This is a genomic window from Bacillus sp. E214, from assembly GCF_008087365.1.
GTDB lineage: Bacteria > Bacillota > Bacilli > Bacillales > Pradoshiaceae > Pradoshia.
The window spans coordinates 517,565-537,566 of record NZ_VENN01000001.1 but is presented as its reverse complement, the minus strand read 5'-3'; the positions used below and the strand labels follow the sequence as shown (position 1 = coordinate 537,566).

At 34.8% G+C, this 20,002-nt stretch carries 19 protein-coding genes and 1 riboswitch; of the genes, 9 read left to right on the top strand and 10 right to left on the bottom strand.

Annotated elements, in window-relative coordinates; all coding sequences use genetic code 11:
- Positions 1-304: 304 nt before the first annotated feature.
- Positions 305-679 (top strand): YuzC family spore coat inner layer protein, encoded by a 375-nt coding sequence (locus FHY47_RS02555; protein WP_066100033.1) that lies wholly within the window; start codon positions 305-307, stop codon positions 677-679.
- Positions 680-963: 284 nt separating this feature from the next.
- Here FHY47_RS02555 and FHY47_RS02550 read toward each other — a convergent pair whose 3' ends face one another.
- Entirely contained in the window at positions 964-1,401 is a 438-nt protein-coding gene (locus FHY47_RS02550; protein ID WP_077247926.1) for a GNAT family N-acetyltransferase, read from the bottom strand.
- Positions 1,402-1,700: 299 nt separating this feature from the next.
- Entirely contained in the window at positions 1,701-2,579 is an 879-nt protein-coding gene (locus tag FHY47_RS02545) for a Cof-type HAD-IIB family hydrolase (protein ID WP_066100036.1), read from the bottom strand.
- A gap of 414 nt (positions 2,580-2,993) precedes the next feature.
- Between FHY47_RS02545 and trhA the strand changes: the two genes are divergently transcribed.
- Complete coding sequence (gene trhA / locus FHY47_RS02540) at positions 2,994-3,644, top strand: PAQR family membrane homeostasis protein TrhA (protein WP_066100039.1); 651 nt, start codon at positions 2,994-2,996, stop codon at positions 3,642-3,644.
- Positions 3,645-3,970: 326 nt separating this feature from the next.
- Here the strand turns inward: trhA and FHY47_RS02535 are convergent, their stop codons facing one another.
- The 4 genes from FHY47_RS02535 to FHY47_RS02520 all read right to left on the bottom strand — a co-directional run bounded on the left by FHY47_RS02535 (position 3,971) and on the right by FHY47_RS02520 (position 6,021).
- A complete protein-coding gene (locus FHY47_RS02535) occupies positions 3,971-4,150 on the bottom strand; it encodes a hypothetical protein (protein WP_139891179.1) in 180 nt (59 codons plus the stop codon).
- A 47-nt stretch (positions 4,151-4,197) separates the two neighbouring features.
- A complete protein-coding gene (locus FHY47_RS02530; protein WP_066100042.1) occupies positions 4,198-4,995 on the bottom strand; it encodes a type II toxin-antitoxin system SpoIISA family toxin in 798 nt (265 codons plus the stop codon).
- A 101-nt stretch (positions 4,996-5,096) separates the two neighbouring features.
- Positions 5,097-5,555, bottom strand: coding sequence for a hypothetical protein (locus tag FHY47_RS02525; RefSeq protein ID WP_066100045.1), 459 nt, complete (start codon positions 5,553-5,555; stop codon positions 5,097-5,099).
- Positions 5,548-6,021 carry a DUF2243 domain-containing protein gene (locus tag FHY47_RS02520; RefSeq protein WP_140461313.1) on the bottom strand — a complete coding sequence of 158 codons (474 nt, stop codon included), beginning with the start codon at positions 6,019-6,021 and terminating at the stop codon, positions 5,548-5,550. The genes FHY47_RS02525 and FHY47_RS02520 overlap by 8 nt, the downstream gene beginning before the upstream one ends.
- A gap of 142 nt (positions 6,022-6,163) precedes the next feature.
- Between FHY47_RS02520 and FHY47_RS02515 the strand changes: the two genes are divergently transcribed.
- Together FHY47_RS02515 and FHY47_RS02510 are read left to right on the top strand one after the other, a co-directional pair.
- Complete coding sequence (locus FHY47_RS02515; RefSeq protein WP_139891181.1) at positions 6,164-7,696, top strand: FAD-dependent oxidoreductase; 1,533 nt, start codon at positions 6,164-6,166, stop codon at positions 7,694-7,696.
- A gap of 256 nt (positions 7,697-7,952) precedes the next feature.
- Entirely contained in the window at positions 7,953-8,813 is an 861-nt protein-coding gene (locus FHY47_RS02510; RefSeq protein ID WP_148629597.1) for an EamA family transporter, read from the top strand.
- 122 nt (positions 8,814-8,935) lie between these two features.
- Here the strand turns inward: FHY47_RS02510 and FHY47_RS02505 are convergent, their stop codons facing one another.
- Positions 8,936-9,556 carry an FMN-dependent NADH-azoreductase gene (locus tag FHY47_RS02505; RefSeq protein ID WP_066100058.1) on the bottom strand — a complete coding sequence of 207 codons (621 nt, stop codon included), beginning with the start codon at positions 9,554-9,556 and terminating at the stop codon, positions 8,936-8,938.
- Between the two features lie 180 nt (positions 9,557-9,736).
- Between FHY47_RS02505 and FHY47_RS02500 the strand changes: the two genes are divergently transcribed.
- Both FHY47_RS02500 and FHY47_RS02495 read left to right on the top strand, forming a co-directional pair.
- A complete protein-coding gene (locus tag FHY47_RS02500; RefSeq protein WP_139891183.1) occupies positions 9,737-10,156 on the top strand; it encodes a MarR family winged helix-turn-helix transcriptional regulator in 420 nt (139 codons plus the stop codon).
- A 10-nt stretch (positions 10,157-10,166) separates the two neighbouring features.
- A complete protein-coding gene (locus FHY47_RS02495; RefSeq protein ID WP_066100066.1) occupies positions 10,167-11,390 on the top strand; it encodes an MFS transporter in 1,224 nt (407 codons plus the stop codon).
- A 229-nt stretch (positions 11,391-11,619) separates the two neighbouring features.
- Here the strand turns inward: FHY47_RS02495 and FHY47_RS02490 are convergent, their stop codons facing one another.
- Both FHY47_RS02490 and FHY47_RS02485 read right to left on the bottom strand, forming a co-directional pair.
- Positions 11,620-13,098, bottom strand: coding sequence for a sensor histidine kinase (locus FHY47_RS02490; protein WP_180349908.1), 1,479 nt, complete (start codon positions 13,096-13,098; stop codon positions 11,620-11,622).
- On the bottom strand, positions 13,091-13,747 hold the full coding sequence (locus FHY47_RS02485; RefSeq protein WP_066100072.1) for a response regulator transcription factor: 657 nt from the start codon (positions 13,745-13,747) through the stop codon (positions 13,091-13,093). The genes FHY47_RS02490 and FHY47_RS02485 overlap by 8 nt, the downstream gene beginning before the upstream one ends.
- A 366-nt stretch (positions 13,748-14,113) precedes the next feature.
- A riboswitch (cyclic di-AMP (ydaO/yuaA leader) is annotated at positions 14,114-14,240 on the bottom strand.
- 428 nt (positions 14,241-14,668) lie between these two features.
- Between FHY47_RS02485 and FHY47_RS02480 the strand changes: the two genes are divergently transcribed.
- Both FHY47_RS02480 and FHY47_RS02475 read left to right on the top strand, forming a co-directional pair.
- The gene (locus FHY47_RS02480) at positions 14,669-15,970 is read left to right on the top strand and encodes an NCS2 family permease (RefSeq protein ID WP_066100075.1); all 1,302 of its coding nucleotides are present in this window, start codon (positions 14,669-14,671) and stop codon (positions 15,968-15,970) included.
- Between the two features lie 128 nt (positions 15,971-16,098).
- The gene (locus FHY47_RS02475; protein ID WP_066100078.1) at positions 16,099-17,325 is read left to right on the top strand and encodes an aminopeptidase; all 1,227 of its coding nucleotides are present in this window, start codon (positions 16,099-16,101) and stop codon (positions 17,323-17,325) included.
- Positions 17,326-17,479: 154 nt separating this feature from the next.
- Here FHY47_RS02475 and FHY47_RS02470 read toward each other — a convergent pair whose 3' ends face one another.
- Positions 17,480-19,240, bottom strand: a complete 1,761-nt coding sequence (locus FHY47_RS02470) for an ABC transporter ATP-binding protein (protein WP_139891185.1) — start codon at positions 19,238-19,240, stop codon at positions 17,480-17,482.
- 310 nt (positions 19,241-19,550) lie between these two features.
- On the opposite strand from FHY47_RS02470, the gene FHY47_RS02465 reads away from it, so the two are divergent.
- Positions 19,551-19,997 (top strand): MarR family winged helix-turn-helix transcriptional regulator, encoded by a 447-nt coding sequence (locus FHY47_RS02465; RefSeq protein WP_066100083.1) that lies wholly within the window; start codon positions 19,551-19,553, stop codon positions 19,995-19,997.
- Positions 19,998-20,002: the final 5 nt, after the last annotated feature.

Here is a 20,002-nt window from a genome sequence, read left to right as displayed (position 1 = left end):
CTGATATATCATGCCTTATTTAAAGCAGATTATTAGTGGAATTTTTTTCTTAGTTCTTCTTTTAAAGAAGAGTAAATAAAAAGACAACCAGCTATATAGGTTGTCTAGGTTAAGGACCCAACTAAAATCCCAATAAAACAAGGAGTAATTATAAGTAAAAGTATCATTAACACTTTAACCAGGCATCTTCTCCTTACATATCCAAAGATTCACCTATCGCCAGTCCTCTTCATAGGTATGAATACTATAGACCATCTTTAATATCCATTCATTTATAATTACTTTGATAAAAGGAGATAGGAACATGAATAATCCATATGACATGAATAATATGCACCCCGGTTACCATAATAATTACCAAAATTATGATCGCCAGCTTCCTCCAGTTCAACCAGTAATATTTATTAATTCAGCAGGGGTTGCCAAGGAGCTTATAAATGATGCCTACACCATAACTAACCACATTCAAAACAATCCACAGTTTTCAAGACAAATAATGACGTATGCTCAGCATGGGCAAAAAAATGAAATCTTAGGAATGCTTAACAGTTTACCTTTAAAGCATCGCCCAGAGGTAGTCTTTACACCAGGAGCCATATTAATTAAATTATTCCCAGGTAATCCAAATGACTCCAGCAGTGCCTTAACCATAACTATGCTGTGGCATGAAGCTTTTTAAGTCATCAGCAAATATCAAAAAAGCCGAAGAAATGCTGATTAACAACATTTCTTCGGCTTTTTTGTTATTCATTATCATACTCATAGTAGTTCTATGCTACTATTATTTTATTCCTAAAGGAGAAAGTTTGTATGTTCACTTTTTTCAATAAATGTTCTATTTGCAAAAAGAAAGATAAAGATTTACGCAAATATCAAAATGGTCACGGCAAAAAAAATAAAATATGCAAAGCTTGCACCTTGTATGCCGAAAGAAGGGCGTTCCGCAGAATCTGAAATCATGTATTACAGCTTTTTACGAAATGAGTAACACCATTTATCGTAGCCTAACTTTTCTTCATAGAAGCGGTGAGCATCCGTGCGTGAAAGAGCAGATTCTAATGCTACATAATTCGCACCATTTTCCTTAGCCCATTCATGAATAAAAACAAGCAGCTTTTCCCCATATCCTCTCGAACGTTTACTTTCAGTTGTTACCAAATCATGAACAATGATATGACGTTTATTATAGAAATTCACACGAGAACTAACACCAATTACAGCTACCACTTCTTCACCTAAAAACAATGCAAAAAGCCTGTACCCTTCTTTATGCATTTGATTCATTAATTCTAAATACGAATGCTTATCCAAATCAGTACGTAATTGCTTCATTATTGAATATGCATCATCCCATTGGTCAACCGTAATCAATTCCATAATATTTTCTGTGCTTATCGTCATGTTTTTCCTCCTGAGGCTATAATTAGATCAATTATAACCCTGCAAAATTTTACGGAGTCAGCTCCGTTACCATTATACACCAATCATTCTATTTCGCTATTGTTTTACATATTTATATAAACAAAATGAATGTATATACGGATGTTAACAACTGAAAATTTATAAACATATCACGTTAGAATCAGCAGAAAATCATATATCATATATAAAGTTTGAGTTTTGTTAGAATTAGACTTGATGAAATATATTATTAGCAATCTCATTTAGAATTGACTTAAGCTGTAATCATACTAACTACCTTAAACTTGACGTATTGCAAGGACTTCTTCAATCGCACAGGCAACACCATGTTCTACATTCGTTTTAGTATGATATTGGCAGAGTTCTTTCACCTCATCGGAAGCATTTCCCATAGCTACTCCACGTCCAGCCAGCTGAAGCATGGAAACATCATTTAAATGGTCACCAAGTGCCATAACTTCTTTCATCTCGATATTAAATTGATCAGCCAACATCTTTAATGATGTTCCTTTCTGAGCTTTTGGATGATTAAATTCTATGTTTCCGCGCTCAGAAGAGGTAATGATATACTCGGTTTCACCGGCTAATTCGCTATTTATACGTGCCAATTCATCCATATCAGCTGATAATACTAAAATCTTATAGATAATCAATTCTTCATCCAGGTATATACCTTCAAAGTTATCTACAAAATGGCAGTGTTCGAATTTAAATCGTTCCTCCGCTCTTCTTCTAACATCCTCTAGCATTAGAGCTTCATCAGCGTATGGGAATCTCTCCATTTTTAATTGCATTCTAATGTCAATATACTGTTCCATACTTTTAGAAAAAACTCCAACGTTAGTAAAAAACTCAATATATACGTTTTTATTTTCCAGTACTTTTTGAATTGAGCGGCACCATTCTTTTTTTAGTGGGAGTTTATTTAATACTTCTCCCTGCTCGTCTCTTATTTCAGCTCCGTTTAATGCAATTACAGGACAACACAATCCAGCCAGTTCCAATGGCATCAAGGCATAACTGTATGGTCTTCCTGTAACAATAACTACCTGAATCCCTTCCGCCTGTGCTTTTTCAATTGCGATTATATTCTCCTTACTGATACGACCTTTACCATTCAACAAAGTCCCATCCATGTCTGTTGCAATTAATCTCAACGTCAATCATTCCTTTTACTGTAACTTAAATAAATACCATACTAGTATACTACTATATTCATTAAATTCGTAGAAGCCATTCATTATTTATAATGGTTAAAATAATGATTCTTATTGAATAGTTAAACAACACGCCTCAGAAGAACTAATGCGAGTCTTGGTATAGTTAAATCTTTCATATAACAGACCTGCGTAAACCACAAAAAAACTGATAACCAGTTTCCTTTTCTTAATTAAGATGAATTCAAAAATATCTCATTTAACATGCATACTATAAAAAGGGTGATAAGTAGTTATTAAAACTATATAATGAATTGTCGAAGCAATAATATAGAGTATTAATATTTACATATTAATGATATTGCATTATACTAATGATAATAATTCATATTGTACTAGAAAGAAGGAAATTTAATGAAGGACATTCATGTTTATAGCAAAGGTGAAGAAATCGCAAATGCAGTTACCCATGGCCTGGGTGTTATATTAAGTATAGTAGCGCTGATTTTGCTGGTTTTCCATTCCTCTATATATGGGACCGCTTGGCACATCGTTAGTTTTACTATATTTGGAATAACAATGCTTCTTATGTATCTGTGCTCCACTCTTTTGCACAGCTTACCCCAGGGCAAAGCTAAGAATGTATTTGAAATATTCGACCATTCAGCTATCTATTTTTTTATCGCAGGTACGTACACGCCATTTTGTTTTATTGTATTGGACGGTTGGACACGTTGGACTTTATTCGGTATTGTCTGGGGAATAGCTTTTGGGGGAACAGTTTTTAAATCATTTTTTGTTAAAAAATATATGATCGTATCAACACTTCTTTACATAGTAATGGGTTGGATGATTGTCTTCGCATGGAAACCATTGGTCAACTTCCTTGAGCCAAATGGAATGATTTTATTAGTTACTGGAGGTATTCTATACACGGTAGGTGCTATCTTTTATGTATGGAGAGGCTTCAAATTCCATCATGCCATTTGGCATCTTTTCGTTATCGCCGGAAGTGTTATGCATTTCTTCTGTATTCTCTTCTACTTACTTCCATGGGATAAATAATAACATATTCTTATTACAATTTAAGGCAGCTCTCCCTATCCGGAAGCTGTCTTTTTTATCTTTAACGAATGTTTTATTTAGCCTTTAGTCTCTTCAATTATCCAAATTTACCTCGAAGTTTTTTTAAAACTCTAATGGCCTCATGATTCATTTTACTGATCCTTAATGCCTTATTGCCCAAAACTGTGTACCTTCTGTTTTTTCCTAATTGTTTAGTTACATTCTTAGATGTCATATTTTATGCTCCTAACATGTGCATTTTGTTATAGCTTATGCTATAACACAAAAAAGCAATACAAAAAAAATAACAAAGTCCCATCACTTTGTTATTTTACAGAGTATATATAAGCCAATGCTTTTTTATTCATTTCTTTTACTTTCTTTGTCTGCTTACTGACTGATTTATCAGAGAGATGGGTGATTTTGGGACCTGACTGGGAGTTTTTTGCCATTGCCTCAGCGGAATCGTCAGACTGAATGTTATTTCTCCTACGCCTCATAGCCATCTTACTCCTCTCTTCCTTAACTTTTATACCCTTATTATACCAAAGTTTTACATAAACGAATCATAAATGTGAACTAAATTAGCAATATGAACACCATCCACTTCAATGGGAATGCCCTTATCTTTCTTTAAAACTATAATAAAGTTATACATTTGTAAATGGATAGGAATTAACAAAGCATCGTGGTCTTCAAGGGTGATAACCTCTAAATTGAAAATCGAATCGGTAAAGCTTTGTAAAAGCTGCTGATTAAAATCGAAATTATGTATATGATCAATCCTGATAAGCTTTTGTTTAATTCTCTCCCTGACGGATATATCTAAGTCAATCGAATCGTCAGCTTCGTACTGATTGATATCAACTGACAAACCAAATTCCTCACAATACAGGACAAGATATTTCTTTAACTCTCTCTCATATTCTTCTCCGTTTTCAGGAACAGGCTTTTGCTCAAAATAATAGATAGCATCCTGTACTAATAAGGACATATGCTCTACCTTTGTCACCGTCGCTCGTTGAATTTTTTCATTTTCCTTTATGGTAGCTTCAAGAAATTCAGAACCTGTTATAAACTCTGCCTGCCATATCTTTAAAATGCTTGGTGTTAAAAGAACGGATAAATCGATAAAAACAACGATTGCAGTTAAACTCAATATATATGTCCAGTTGGTTATATTTATTCCGCCTGCAATAATGCCGATTCCGAGGCAAAGCACAAATAACGTATAAAGGCTTCGGCGAAAATTTTTTAAATGCAAGTCAAATATGGAAGGTTTTACGATGGCCATCATACAAGAAACGAGAGAAAAACATACTAGAATAGCAATATAAATTTTTCCAAACATTTCATCCTCCATCGATAATCATTTATATGAATAATCATACCATTTAATTCCAAATTACCATATAGGTATATCTTCTGAATTGTCAGATGACTGTTTGTAATCTATTTCACCTTAAGTTTATAGTGATAGGCAATCTCCTTACCGTTATACATTAGTGCTTTATGATTATTCGTATTTAACGTAACCTTCACCTTGTACACCCCTGGTTTGAGTGTGCCTAAATCATAATATTGACCATAAATTCTATTCTTTTTATCTCCATTCATATATAGATGGGCATGACCTTCATTAATTCGTTGCTCATTCGAACCCAGCTTTTCTGGTTTAAACGAAAAGTTTTTTGTGTTGATTTTCAGCATCCAACACCCTGTTTGATCCTGCTTGATCCATCCATTAATTTCCGGAATTTTCACTTCACTTATATTGCTTATTTCTAATCCATCATGTTGTCCCGTATGCCCAGCATGAGCATCATTGCTGAAATGGCTGCTTTGTTGATGAAAATATAGCATGATGGATACAAACCCAGCGATAACAATAAAGCTAAGTATTCTATACATGAATCTCTTCGCCACCCTTATGCCTGGACGCACTATTTTTCAAATACAAACCAATCAAAAATAAAATAGCTCCAACTATCAGAAACGCTATATCATAGAATAAAGCATTGGGATCACCTGGTTTTACCCTATGAATCTGCAGGATATGATGATTAACAATCCCTTCCAACATATTGAATAAACCTGAGCCAATTAAAAACCAACTAATAATCTGTTTGACACCCTGCTTTTGGTCTGATGGGTTACCAGCAAGCCATAAAATAAAGCCCCCTGCCACCAAAGCAATCGTCACCGCAAAATGAAAAATCCCATCACTCATGATTTGACCTGAGCGACTCGTTTCCATCACGACACTATGCCATTGTAAAAGCTGATGAAAAATAATCCCATCCATAGCACCCATAAAGCCGAATCCCAACAGAAAGCTTCCTATTACTAATAATTTCTTTTTAGTTTGACTCCTCAATCGAATTCCCCTCCAGCCCCCATTTTTTTACTTAATATCCAATCGGTCTTCATTATAAACAATCCGTTTATCATAATTAGCTGATTTTTTTAACAAAACATGGGTAACTATATACTATATTGGAAAAACCGGAGGGGTTAAAATGAATCAATTACCTAATCAATCGAGTTCATATTGGACGAAGTTCATGCAGAATCAAGAAGAACTGAAATTTAATAAGCTACAAAATGATTTAGAAACAGATGTTGTTATAGTTGGAGCTGGAATAGTCGGTATTTTAACGGCTTATCAATTGGTCAGCAAAGGAGTAAAGGTTGCATTAGTTGAGGCAAGCGAAGTGATGAATGGGACAACAGGCCATACAACAGCAAAAATAACCGCCCAGCATGGATTAATTTATGACAAATTAATTAATTCGGTAGGTGAAGAAAAAGCGAAACTATACTATCAGGCAAATATGGATGGCCTTGAATTTATCCATTCTCTCTACAAAGAAGAAGAGATCGATTGTGATTATGAAGAACAGGAAGCCATCCTTTACGCAGAGACTGAAAAATTTGAAAAGAAAATCAAGTCAGAGTTCGAAGCTTATCAAAAACTGGGCATTCCAGGTAAACTTGTCGAACACCTGCCTTTGCCTTATCCAATCAAAAATGCCATTATTATGCCTAATCAAGCACAATTTCATCCAGTTAAATACTTAGGCCATATTTTAAACCTGATTATAAAAAAAGGCGGACAAGTATTTGAACAATCGCCAGTAGAAGCTATTGAAGATGACGATAAAGGACCTGTTCAAGTTAAAGTGAAGAATGGACATACCATTTATTGCAATAAAGTTGTGATTGCTTCCCACTATCCATTCTATGATATGCAGGGACTGTACTTCTCTCGCCTGAGCCCGAAACGCTCTTACATTGTTGCCGCTGAAATCAAGGAAGACCTACCAGATGGAATGTACATTAGCGCCGAGCAGCCTACCCGCTCAATCCGCCATACAAAAGACGGGGATAAAACCCTGGTATTATTTGGAGGAGAAAGTCATAAAACCGGTCAAAGCGAAAATCCATTTAAGCATTATGAAGCACTAAAGGATTTTGCCGAAAAGTATTACACAGTTAATGACCTTCCATACAGATGGTCAGCACAGGATTTAGAAACATTGGATTATGTCCCTTATATTGGTCCATATTCTTCTATGAAGGATCATATTTTTGTTGCAACTGGTTTTGGGAAATGGGGAATGTCGAACGGAGCTGTCGCTGCTCTAATTTTAAGTGATTTAGTACGTGGAAAAGAAAATCCATATTTTGATCTGTTTACCCCCACTCGTTCAGAAACACATATACAATCTGCCGGTAAATTCATAAAAGAAAATATAAATGTAGCAAAAGAATTAATTAAAGGAAAACTTGCTGATAAAGATATCAGTCCAGATGAACTTAAACCCGATGAAGGCAGTATCGTTACCTTTAATGGTAAAAGAGCCGGTGCCTATCGCGACCATACAGGTAACGTTTGTGTAGTAGATACTACCTGTACCCATATGGGGTGTGAAGTGAAATGGAATAATGGAGAACGTTCCTGGGATTGCCCATGTCATGGATCCCGCTTTGCACCTAACGGGGAAGTCATCGAAGGCCCAGCAGTTAAACCGTTGGAACGTTTGAATTAACAGCTTGAAATGAGATTCCCATATCCCTACTATATATCCTTTGAATCCTAAAACTAAAATACACTTTTTATGCCGGGTAGATAATCTATGTGACATAAGGAGTGTATTTTTTCTTCATGTAAATACAACTCAAGAATCAAGTATTTAAACTTATATGAAACCAAATACCTTTTTAAATGGAATTGAGTTATAGTTAAAGTTAGAAAAAACCAGAGGAACAAACCGATTCTAAGTACATAAATAAGCGAGGATTTTCATGAGCATACTGTTAGCTTTACTGGCTGCTTTATTTGCAGCATTAACGTCAATATTAGCAAAAATCGGGATTAATAATGTGAATTCAAATTTGGCCACTGCGATTCGAACGTTTGTAGTCCTAATTATGGCTTATGCCGTTGTTCGAATAACCGGGCAATGGGATGAGCTGTATACTATCCATCCTAAGGCATGGATTTTCATTATCTTATCAGGTATAACCACTGGCCTATCGTGGCTATGTTTTTTTAAGGCCATACAAATTGGTGATGTATCAAAAGTAGTTCCTATTGATAAATCAAGCGTCATAATTACAATTATTTTATCCTTTATCATCCTTCAGGAACCGTTGACTCCGTTAGTGATTGCAGGAGGGGTCGTTATTACGATTGGTACTTTTATTCTTATCGGTAAGAGAGAAAAAAAGAAGAAAGAAGGCTATCTTCAGTCGTATATTTTCCTGGCTGTCTTATCAGCCGTTTTTGCAGCACTAACCAGTATATTGGCGAAAATCGGTATCGAGGATGTCGATTCAAATGTCGCCACCTTCATTCGTACTGTAGTGATCTTAATTTTTGCCTGGAGCATTGTATTTTTCCAAAGAACGCAAAAAGATCTTAAAACGATCTCTAATAGGTCCTATGTCTTTTTAATCCTATCGGGTTTCGCAACTGGCTTATCTTGGTTGTGCTACTTTGCTGCCATTCAAATCGGAAAGGTGTCTATCGTAGCTCCCATCGATAAATTCAGCGTAGTCATTACAATGGTGTTAAGCTTTATTATTTTAAAAGAAAAACCTAATAAAAATACGATTATTGGTGGTATTGCGATTACAATTGGTACTATTCTGCTTATTTTTTAACAAACGCGTCATTTATCGTCCTTTATATATAAAAACAGTGGGAATTCTTAATCGAATCCCACTGTTTTTATTGTTTTCTATATTAATGGTAAATCCAACGATATAGTATTGATGTTTCTTAATTAGAAGCGGGCAGCAAGTTTAGCGGTTTTCTCAAGCCCTTCTGCAACAATTTCAACCGTACGGTCTGGGTATTGATTATGTCCTTCAATAACCATAACTTCTGGGTTAGTAATTCCCCAAAGGCTAATAGCAGATTTAACTAAATTAACTGCCATTTCCGCTCCTGGTATAGCTGAGTAATCAGAACCTCTTGCAGACAATAGTGCTACCTTTTTATCAGCTGCATATCCTATCGGACCTTCAGCAGTATACTTAAACATTTTTCCGGCTTGAGCCAAATACGAAATATACGTAATTAATGGCGCAGGAACAGTTGAATTCCAAAGAGGGAAGGCAAAAACAATTTTATCCATGGATAAGAATTGATCGATATATTGATTTGCTAAATTAACATATTTAGTTTCTTCTTCTGTTAATTCGATTCCTTGATTGTTTTTATAAAGAGCGGTAATCGCCGCATTTCCATAGTAAGGGAGTTCTACTTGGAATAAATCCAGCTCTGTAATTTGATCAGTTGGATTTGCTTCTTTATATGCATGTAAAAATGCATTGTACATTTGAACAGAAACAGCTTGGTCTGCCGGTCGATCGTTTACTTTAACAAATAAAACTTTAGTCATATGTATACCTCCATGTACGATATATGATTTGTAAATTTATTTTAATATAGTTTGAATTCAAAGCAAAATAATATGCCTATCTTTTACCATTATAAAAAGACTGGACATCTTCTCCTCTTCTCTGCCATAATAAAAAAATTGGATTAGTTAACTAAAGTAACTAATTTATAAGGAGGTAAAATGAAAAGATATCAACAGTTATTTCACGAGTTGTCTATGGTGCATAAACCTTATATTGACCAGTTAAATGAAATTCTAGGTAGATATGCTTTGAACAGACCACAATGGACAATTATGTATATCCTTTTTAATTATGGGCCACATACCCTTGTTGAGATATCTAAATATCAAAGTATCGAAAAGCCAGCGATAACCCGCACAGTCAACAGCCTCGAGCAGCAAGGGTATATTCAGTCATTTTCAAGCTCAGATAAAAGGAAGAAAAATATTCAACTGACTGCTAAAGGAGAGAAACAATATAAAGTTGTAAGAAGTGAGATTGATGAATTTCAGATTGGAAAGTTAATAGGTATTACGACAGATGAACAAGAACAATTCCTAAATATCCTAGAAAGGATTAAGCAAAATTTTAATGAGTAAGGAGATAACTATGCAAACGGAACGAGCAAAATTATGGACAAAAGATTTTATCATTGTATCCACCATTAATTTTTTATTAACACTTGTTTTTTATTTATTAATGGTGTCAATTTCGGTCTATGCTGTTGAACAATTTAGTGCTTCAACGAGTGAAGCAGGACTGGTTACCGGAATTTTTATTATTGGAGCACTTATTGGCCGACTTCTGACAGGTAGAATTATCGATAAATACGGCAGAAAAAGAATATTATTATTCGGACTTATCGTTTTTACATTAACAACTATTTTATATTTTGGGATTAATAGCTTGTCTTTTTTGATGGTTAACCGCTTATTACATGGAATCGGATTAGGAATTGCAAGTACGGCTACCGGTACCATTGTAGCGCAAATCATACCAGCAGAACGACGTGGTGAAGGCGTTGGATATTTTAGCCTTAGTGCCACTCTTGCTACTGCGATTGGTCCTTTTTTAGGTATTTATTTAAAACAGCATACAACATTTGAAGTCATTTTCAGCTTTTGTATAGCATTGGGAGCTGTTAGCTTTTTAACTGCCTTTCTATTAAAAATACAAAATGAACAATCTCACACTTCTGTTGAATCAGAAAACAATAGAGTTAAGCTTTCCAGTTTTATTGAACCAAAGGCTATCCCCATTGCTATCGTTATGATGCTGGGAGCCCTATGCTATTCAAGCGTCTTATCATTTATTACTTTCTATTCAGAAGAGATTCAATTAGTTGAAGCAGCAAGTTTCTTTTTTGTCGTTTATGCAGCAGCGGTTTTAGTGTCAAGACCTTTTACTGGCCGCTTGTTAGACTTAAAAGGATCTAATATTATTATGTATCCCTGCTTACTTGTATTTGCCCTTGGACTTCTTCTATTAAGCTATGCTAATAACGGATTTATTTTGCTTTTAGCCGGCGCAATTATTGGACTCGGTTTTGGGAATATCCAATCTACAACTCAGGCTATTGCCGTAAAAGTGACTCCTCCTCACCGAATCGGTTTAGCAACAGCAACCTTTTTTATCTTTTTGGATGTAGGCTTCGGAATTGGCCCATATGTACTTGGAATGATTATTCCTTTCACAGGCTATCGAAATCTCTATCTAATCATGTCGATTCTCGTATTGGCATTAATCGTAGTCTATTATTTTATGCATGGAAAAAAGGATTCTTTAGAGATGCGCAATAAATTAACAAAGCTAGAGGAAACAAAATCAAATTAAAATCACCATTAAGGAAAAAAAGCGGAATGTCCGATTTTGGATATTCCGCTTTTTTCTATTAATTCGATTTTCATTCAGCATAATAGCATTCTCATTCTATTTTAACCGCTATGATAAATGCTCTAAAGCAGCTAAAACTTCAAGTAATAAAACGTATTCTCCAAGAAATATTCAGTAATGTAAAAAAGAGTGAGGCATGCATTAAATTGTTGCCCCACTCTTCCCTGCGCTATTCTTCAATATTTTCCTGTTTAATATGCTTGAACTTCAGCGAAAAGGTTGCTGATTGATTTGTACTATTTACATCAATATTCACATCATAAATTTCAGAAACCCTTTTAACAATCCATAACCCAATACCCGATCCAGACGTTATCTGCTTAGCCATACTTAGACGTACATACTTATCAAAGATCTTATTGATATTAGAATAATGGATAGATGAGCCAGTGTTGGTTACGTCAATATTAATAGTATTATCAAGCTTATTCTCTCTAATTCCCACAAAAATGGTTGATTCCTTTGTAGAATATTTCACTGCATTGCTCAATAAATTCTGCATGACTAATTCAAATGAATACTCATCAATCCAGATTTTGGTGGTTTTACTTACATTATCATTAAAAATAAATGTGTAGGAGGGGTAATTCCTCATATAGGCAGCCATTAATGGTTCAATACAACCTTTTGGTTCTATCCAGCTATCGGGAGGATTTCCTCCTAAATAATAAAGTTCATGCGATAATTTAATACCTGTTAATAACGAATCTATATTACTAGATTGGTTTTTAATATGAAACAATCCTTCTTTAATCTCAGGATGAGTTTCGTTATCAATCAGGTCCTCCAAATATTCAATGGTATTCTTAATATTATGAGCAGGATTCCGAACCTCATGGACAATCTCTTCTAGGAAAGCATGCGTCTCGTCGGTTACAGCGAGCATTTTTTCAACACTACTATTGGTAACATTGTTTAACTCTTCCATTTCCCTTAACATATAGTCATTCATAAAATGGGGTGTAATATTAAACTTGTTTTTCAGCTTATAATGATTGGTCATCTTCGATAAAGGTTTAAAAATAGTTTCAAATAATAAGGCCTGAAACAAAAAGAAAAAAATGAATATAATCAAATATAAATAACCATTCGTGATGAGTATTTCTTTAAAATCTTCAATAAGCAGAACCGAGAGATTTATTTTCGTATATAACTGACCATTGAATGCTTCCGTATGAATGGCATGCTCAATTTCAGCTATTACAGATCCATTAACTTCATAAAACTCAACCTTAATTTTTTTATCACTTAAACCATCTTTTACATAGATGTCTTCTCGACTCTGACCTAATAACCACTTAATTATTGGTAAATATTTTTTATCTTTTCCTTCATAAATATTGATATTCTTTGATGTTTGGTTATAAGCAATATTTTGATAACTTGAGTCATTATCCAAAATCATCATATACTCATAAGCACCAGGTAGCTTACCGAATTTATCATTTAGAAAGTCTTCCTGTAAACCGTATTCAGCTAAATGAGTTTCAACCAAATAGAAGTTCGGCAATACTTCATTGATTCGATGTTTTGCATAATCGTTTACCCGATTAATATTTTGCAGTAAGACTATGCCTGTAAATATCAAGAACATGAGAATATTGGATAAAATGGTAAACCGTTTAACAGTAAGCCAATTTTTAGTCATTGATTTCATATCCAACATTTTTAATCGTATTAATGCTATTCTTACCTATCTTTCGTCTAATCCGATTTATCGTTGTATTAATAATGTCATCACTCATATCCCCATGCTCAGTCCATATTTTTTCCCATAATTCTTGTTTACTGACAACTTGATTTTTATGTTCTAATAAATACGTATACACCTGCATTGGAATTTTCGATAGCGTTTCAACACTGCCATCTTCTTTCGTAATCGTACCACGAAGAGGCTCAATTTTTAATCCTCTATGTATATAATACGAATTATTTTTTACTGCTGTACTTTCCATAATATTTTTTATGTTAAGGACAAGTTCTTTGTAGCTGAAAGGCTTTGTAAAATACAAAAGCGCACCTTCCTGTAATCCTCGCAATCTTGCATCTGACGAATCTGCTCCGGTAACGAGGACAAAGGGAATATTATGTTTTTTCCTTATAATAGAAGCAGCTTCCAAACCATCAATAATTGCACCATGAATGGTAATATCAAAAATTAATAAATCGTATTTCACTTTATCACAAGCTATAATTGCATCCTCTGGATCGTCAAAATCATCTACTGTATATCCTTGTAATTCAAGCCTTTTCCTTAGTACTTTTCTCGCAACAGGCTCATCTTCTAAAATTAACATTCTAATGGGAATCACCCTCTTTAAAAAAGTAAATAAATTATATCACCATAATTTTTTGAGGTAAATACTTACTTGTATTTTTATGCATAAAAATGCCATCATTATTTCATATAACTATTAAATCTAAAGGGATGTGTAGTTTAAGCAAAAAAAGAGTGATTCCATTAATAGCGGAAATCACTCTGTGTTTATATTGACTTTAAAGTACGACCAATGAGTATACGTTTTATTGATGAAACCACTCTGCTCACCCGCTTTTATTATTAAGAAATTAATAAATTAATAGCTTGATCAACAAAAAACGCCTGCAAGCCATCAATAAATAGACCTGCAGACGTTATATTAGTTTCGTCTCACAAGTTCCACCTTCCTTCTCATAAAACGCTGAGGAGTTAGCTGTCGAATTCGTGCCTACTGAGTAGCCCTACCATAATGGATTCACCCTAGAACACAATGGGTCCCCCGCGCAATTATGCTTAAGCGATTTAGAAATTAGAAACTTTGATAATAATACTCCCGATATGAAAAATGTAAATATTTTCATCTACTAATTTTTGTATATTTTTAATTTATTCACATAAATTTCTTTTTGTTTTTTGGTCACAGTCTACTTTGTATTTCAACCTATACAGAAGTCACAAAAGTAACATCAACCATTTACAAATCAAAGTCCTGAAATGTTGAAGCACTATTCATAATGACTTCTAATACTAACAATCAGTTTTAGTATGATAATGTTTTAAATATCAACCTCATAACTAGGATAAAGCCTCTCTTTAATCCTCATATTATAAGTAGTTATTGCAAATAATTAATATAATTATTAATTTGTGGTTGAAAAATAACCTAAAAGCGAATATTATATTAAATGTCGTCAAAAACGTTCGCTTTTTTAAAGGTGAATAGATGGAGGTATACGAATTGTTAGACAAATTTTTCTCAATTAGCCAAAACGGGTCTACTGTTAAAACGGAAGTTTTAGCTGGTATAACTACTTTCTTTACAATGGTGTACATTGTAATAGTTAACCCGGCAATCCTTTCCGCTTCAGGAATTCCCTTTAATCAGGTATTTATTGCTACCATTATCTCGGCAGTAATTGGTACTTTAATTATGGGCTTGTATGCAAAATACCCAATCGCCGTTGCGCCAGGTATGGGAATAAACGCTTACTTTACGAGTGTTGTTGCGACACAAGGACTTAGCTATCAAGTGGTTTTAGGCGCAGTATTTATCGCCGGACTTTTATTTATGTTATTAAGTTTTAGTAATTTACGTGAAAAGATCATTAATTCCATCCCTCTTTCTATTAAATATGGAATTACATCCGGTATTGGTTTATTCATAGCGTTTCTTGGTTTTAAACAAGCACAAATCTTTGTCGCAAACGAAAGCAATCTTGTTGGTTTAGGTGATTTAACTGCTCCTGTTCCATTATTAACAATTGCCGGTTTATTCATTACCCTTATTCTTATGGTAAGAAAAGTACCTGGTGCTTTGTTTATTGGAATGATTATTACAGCAATTATTGGCTATTTTACAGGCATGCTGGACATTACAGCCAAGCAATTACTCCCTTCACTTCCAGAAGGAATAGCATTTTTTGATTTAGATCTCGGTGGTGTATTCACTAACAGCTTATACGCCGTTGTATTTTCATTCCTACTCGTAACGATTTTTGACACAACAGGTACAATGGTGGCTGTATCCGAACAGGCCGGATTATTAAAAGACGGTAAGTTTCCTAGGGCAAAGCAAGCTTTCCTTGGTGATTCTATCGCTACTACTGTTGGTGCTGCTTTTGGTACAAGTCCTTCAACAGCATATGTAGAATCAAGTACAGGTGTTGCTGCCGGTGGTCGTACTGGTTTAACAGCAGTAGTTGTTGCTATATTGTTCAGCTTAGCATTATTCTTCTCACCATTTATTGGAGCCATCTCAAACTTAGCTTCCATTACAGCTCCTGTTTTAATTATTGTTGGGTGCTTTATGATGGAAGGTATATCAAAGATTAGATGGTCTGAGTTTGATGAAGCTTTTACAGCATTTGTTATTATCCTTGCGATGCCTTTAACTTCAAGTATCTCTACTGGAATCGCATTTGGATTTATTATTTATCCAATCTTGAAATTAGTTGGTGGCAAAGCGAAAGAAGTTCCACCTCTTGTTTACATCTTTGGTGTACTATTCCTTATTCAATTGGTCTTCTTAGGAGGACATTAATAAAAATATAGAGCTGGATTTCTTATAGATCCAGCTCTATATTTTTATCCAAATAAATTTTTGATATTTTCTGATATCTAGATGATATACTTTTATAGTAAATAATATTGTATGGGGAGGATTAATCCATGAATAATTTTGAAGAAAAATTAGATCGTTATGCTGACTTGACTGTTAAGAAAGCTGCTAATGTACAAAAGGATCAAATTGTATTCATCATATCCACTATTGAAACTGCACCATTTACACGTAAACTTGTTAAAAAAGCCTATGAAGCAGGTGCAAAGCAGGTTTTTGTGGAATGGAGTGATGAAGAAATTAACCGAACGAAATATTTGCTGGCACCTGACGAGGCATTTACTGAATTTCCTTCATGGATGGCTGCCTCCAGAAACGAAATGGTTGAAAGAGGTGCAACTTTTATAACGATTGTCTCTCAAGATCCGGATTTACTGAATGGGATCGACTCAAATCGGATCGCTAATTTTCAAAAGGCTGCAGGTAAGGCTCTCAATAATTTACGCGAAGCAATGCAGTCCAATAAGATCAGTTGGACAGTCGTTGCTGCTGCAGGTGAGGGTTGGTCCAAAAAAATATTCCCTGGACAAGAAAACAGCTTAGATTTACTTTGGGATGCCATCTTTTCTTCAGTCCGTGTTGATCAGGAAAATGTTATCCAAGCATGGGAGGAGCATCTTGATACATTAATCAGTAAAGCTGATTATTTAAATAACAAAAAATATAAATACATACACTATAAAGCACCTGGTACGGATTTAAGAATTGAACTTTCCGAGAAACATAAGTGGTGCGCAGCAGGAGCTAAAGACTCAACCGGCAAAGAATTCGTAGCCAATATGCCTACTGAAGAAGTATTTACGATTCCTTTAAAAAATGGAGTAAATGGCACGGTTTCAAGCACAAAACCGTTAGCTTATGGCGGCAATGTAATTGATGAATTTACGTTAACATTTGAAGAAGGAAGAATCGTAAATGCCGTGGCAAAAAAAGGAAATAAAATTTTAAATCATCTTATCAATGTTGATGAAGGAGCTAAATACCTGGGTGAAATTGCGCTGGTACCTCACCATTCACCGATCTCTGAATCAAATATCTTATTCTATAATACGTTATTTGATGAAAATGCTTCTAACCACCTCGCCATTGGAGCTGGATATCCATTTTGCCTCGAAGGTGGAGAAGAAATGAATATCGAACAATTGCATAAGTATGGGGTAAATATCAGCCAAGTGCATGAGGACTTTATGATTGGTTCAGCTGATATGGACATTGATGGAGAATTGCCTGATGGTACACGTGAGGCCATATTCCGAAATGGGAATTGGGCGTTTTGATTCTATTTACAGGTTTATAACCCTTAAATAATAGTAAAATTGCTTTTAAAAAAACCAAAACGCGCTTAGTAAAATATTTCTAAGCGAGTTTTGGTTTCGCTTAGCTAGTTGTTCATTCTTAAATATCAAAAAAAATTGTTATGCTTTGTGCAATTTATGCCTTCTCTTTTAAATTCTCATTAATTTTTAATTGCTGTGTTGCGAATTCATGGTAGAGCTTGTGAGTTTGCATTAATTCTTCATGTGTTCCTCTACCTGTAATTTCACCTTTTTCAATAAATAACAACTGATCGGCATTGACGACGGTTGATAATCGATGGGCAATAACGATTGTCGTCCTCCCTACCATTAGTTTATTTAATGCAGCCTGCACGATTTGTTCAGACTGGCTGTCTAAACTTGATGTGGCCTCGTCTAGCATTAGAATACTTGGATTTCTCAATAACGCTCTTGCTATCGCAATTCGTTGGCGCTGTCCTCCTGACAGCTTCAATCCCCTCTCCCCTACATCCGTTTGGAATCCTTCTGGAAGCTGCTGAATGAATTCAAGTGCATGAGCCATTTCAGCTGCTTGCTCCAGTTCAGCGGAGGTGACTTCCCTTTCCAAACCATAACATATATTATCCTGGATCGTACCTGCCAACAGCGGGCTTTCTTGAGATACATACCCAATATGCTTCCGCCACGATTGCAAATTGTATTCACCGATAGGAATTTCACCTATCCTGATTGATCCCTCACTTGGTTCGTAAAAGCGTTCAAGCAATTTAAACAGAGTCGTCTTCCCTCCACCGCTTGGTCCAACAATCGCTGTTACTTTTCCCGCTTCAATCTTTGCATTTAAATGACGAAGAATTAAAGACTCCTCTGCATATCCAAATGATAAATCATCGAGAACGATATCGACATTTGCTTTTACTAGTTCTTTCCCTTTGAGTAAATCCTCTTCTTTTTCATTCAGGATTTCAATTATTCTCATGGTTGCTCCCATCGAACGCTGCAATTGAGTAAAAAATGTCGTAATTTGCCCCATAGGCATAATAATTTGAAAAATGTAAAGAATAAAAGCTACAAGCGAACCTGCTGTAATAATTCCGCTCGCTACCTGCATACCGCCATACCCAATAATTCCTACTAGAGCAGCCATTAGCACTAATGTGATAATTGGTGAAACAAGAGACTGGGTCTTCGCTTCTTTTAAACCAAGAGCGAACAACCGGTTTACACCTGACATTCCCCTATTATATTCAATTTCTTCTGCATTGGATGCCTTGACTAAGCGGATTTCAGGTAGGACCTGATTTAATACCCCTGTAAATCTACCAGTTTCAGCTTGGGTCTCCTTCGAGATATTAAGCATAATTCGGCCAATTGGTATTAAAATCATGGCTGCTATTGGGAAAACAATAAATATTAACAGGGTTAATTTCCAGTTCATGATAAATAATATCGTTATAGACCCAATAACTGAAATCATTCCAGTAATAGCCCCAACTAAATGGGTAGTTATCAATTCTTTGACGACCATTGTGTCATTTGTTAATCTGCTAATCATTTCCCCTGAACCATATTTGTCAGAGTACGATACAGGCAGCTTAATCAACTTTTTCCATAATAAATCCCGCAAGCCTGCAATGATTTTTTGACCATTATATCCAAGTGCATAGGTCGCGTATGCACTTAAACCAGCTTGAGCAATAAACACCAATACAATTATGAGAATCTGACTTTTAGATAATGAAGACATACTGAAGCCGTCTACCAATTCCTTTGTTAACAATGGAATGAGCAACCCAATAAGGGTAGTAATAATACTCAGACCGAGTGCAAAACCAAGTCTTCCATATGAAGGGTTCGTTGCATGCAATAACCGAAAAAAGCGTTTATAACTCCCCTTCTGTTTTCTTTCTTTCATAAACTTTCTTCCTCCTGAGTTTAGCTTCTATATATAACGTTACCGAAGAACTGATATAAAGACAATCCTAATTATGTAAAACATTGGGATTTTAAGCTGAATTTAATATGTTTTATACATTATACATTTTTTCATTTCCTATTTCTTTTATTTAACAGACCTACAAAACCATCGTATTTAATTTGTCATATTTTACACTTTCTGAAACTGTATAGCTATATTGACTTGTATATATTATATAAATATAATTTTATTTGCTTTTAATTTGGTTACTTAACTATTAGGAAGACTTTGTTTTAGAGGTGGAGGTATGACAGTTAACAAAGACCGATCAGTTGAAAAATTGATCAGGGCTTTTACACAGTTTGACAAATTGGATTGGGAAAAGAAAACAATAAAAGGATATAAACCAAGTGAAATAAGAGTTTTGACATGTATCAAAGAAAAAACTCAACATATTACCGAGATTAAGGTATCCGAGATCAGCAAGCAGTTAAATGTTAAAATGCCATCTGTTACCCCCATTTTAAATAAGCTGGAACAGCATAACCTAATTACCCGCAGAATTGATAAAAATGATCGCAGGGTGGTACTGGTTACATTAACATGTGAGGGAGATTCTGTAGCAGATGCAGCACTTGCTAAATTACATCAAACTTTTACCCTTCTAGAGGAATATATCGGATTAGATGATAGTAAGGAACTCACCCGATTATTAACCAAAGTGTATGAGTTTTTTAATGAAAATCAGTATTAAGGAGT

Coding starts and splice junctions, on each gene's coding strand:
- FHY47_RS02555 (WP_066100033.1), top strand. CDS start 305: ATGAATAATCCATATGACATGAATAATATGCACCCCGGTTACCATAAT.
- FHY47_RS02550 (WP_077247926.1), bottom strand. CDS start 1,401: ATGACGATAAGCACAGAAAATATTATGGAATTGATTACGGTTGACCAA.
- trhA (WP_066100039.1), top strand. CDS start 2,994: ATGAAGGACATTCATGTTTATAGCAAAGGTGAAGAAATCGCAAATGCA.
- FHY47_RS02535 (WP_139891179.1), bottom strand. CDS start 4,150: ATGGCTATGAGGCGTAGGAGAAATAACATTCAGTCTGACGATTCCGCT.
- FHY47_RS02530 (WP_066100042.1), bottom strand. CDS start 4,995: ATGTTTGGAAAAATTTATATTGCTATTCTAGTATGTTTTTCTCTCGTT.
- FHY47_RS02525 (WP_066100045.1), bottom strand. CDS start 5,555: ATGTATAGAATACTTAGCTTTATTGTTATCGCTGGGTTTGTATCCATC.
- FHY47_RS02515 (WP_139891181.1), top strand. CDS start 6,164: ATGAATCAATTACCTAATCAATCGAGTTCATATTGGACGAAGTTCATG.
- FHY47_RS02510 (WP_148629597.1), top strand. CDS start 7,953: ATGAGCATACTGTTAGCTTTACTGGCTGCTTTATTTGCAGCATTAACG.
- FHY47_RS02505 (WP_066100058.1), bottom strand. CDS start 9,556: ATGACTAAAGTTTTATTTGTTAAAGTAAACGATCGACCGGCAGACCAA.
- FHY47_RS02500 (WP_139891183.1), top strand. CDS start 9,737: ATGAAAAGATATCAACAGTTATTTCACGAGTTGTCTATGGTGCATAAA.
- FHY47_RS02495 (WP_066100066.1), top strand. CDS start 10,167: ATGCAAACGGAACGAGCAAAATTATGGACAAAAGATTTTATCATTGTA.
- FHY47_RS02490 (WP_180349908.1), bottom strand. CDS start 13,098: ATGACTAAAAATTGGCTTACTGTTAAACGGTTTACCATTTTATCCAAT.
- FHY47_RS02485 (WP_066100072.1), bottom strand. CDS start 13,747: ATGTTAATTTTAGAAGATGAGCCTGTTGCGAGAAAAGTACTAAGGAAA.
- FHY47_RS02475 (WP_066100078.1), top strand. CDS start 16,099: ATGAATAATTTTGAAGAAAAATTAGATCGTTATGCTGACTTGACTGTT.
- FHY47_RS02470 (WP_139891185.1), bottom strand. CDS start 19,240: ATGAAAGAAAGAAAACAGAAGGGGAGTTATAAACGCTTTTTTCGGTTA.
- FHY47_RS02465 (WP_066100083.1), top strand. CDS start 19,551: ATGACAGTTAACAAAGACCGATCAGTTGAAAAATTGATCAGGGCTTTT.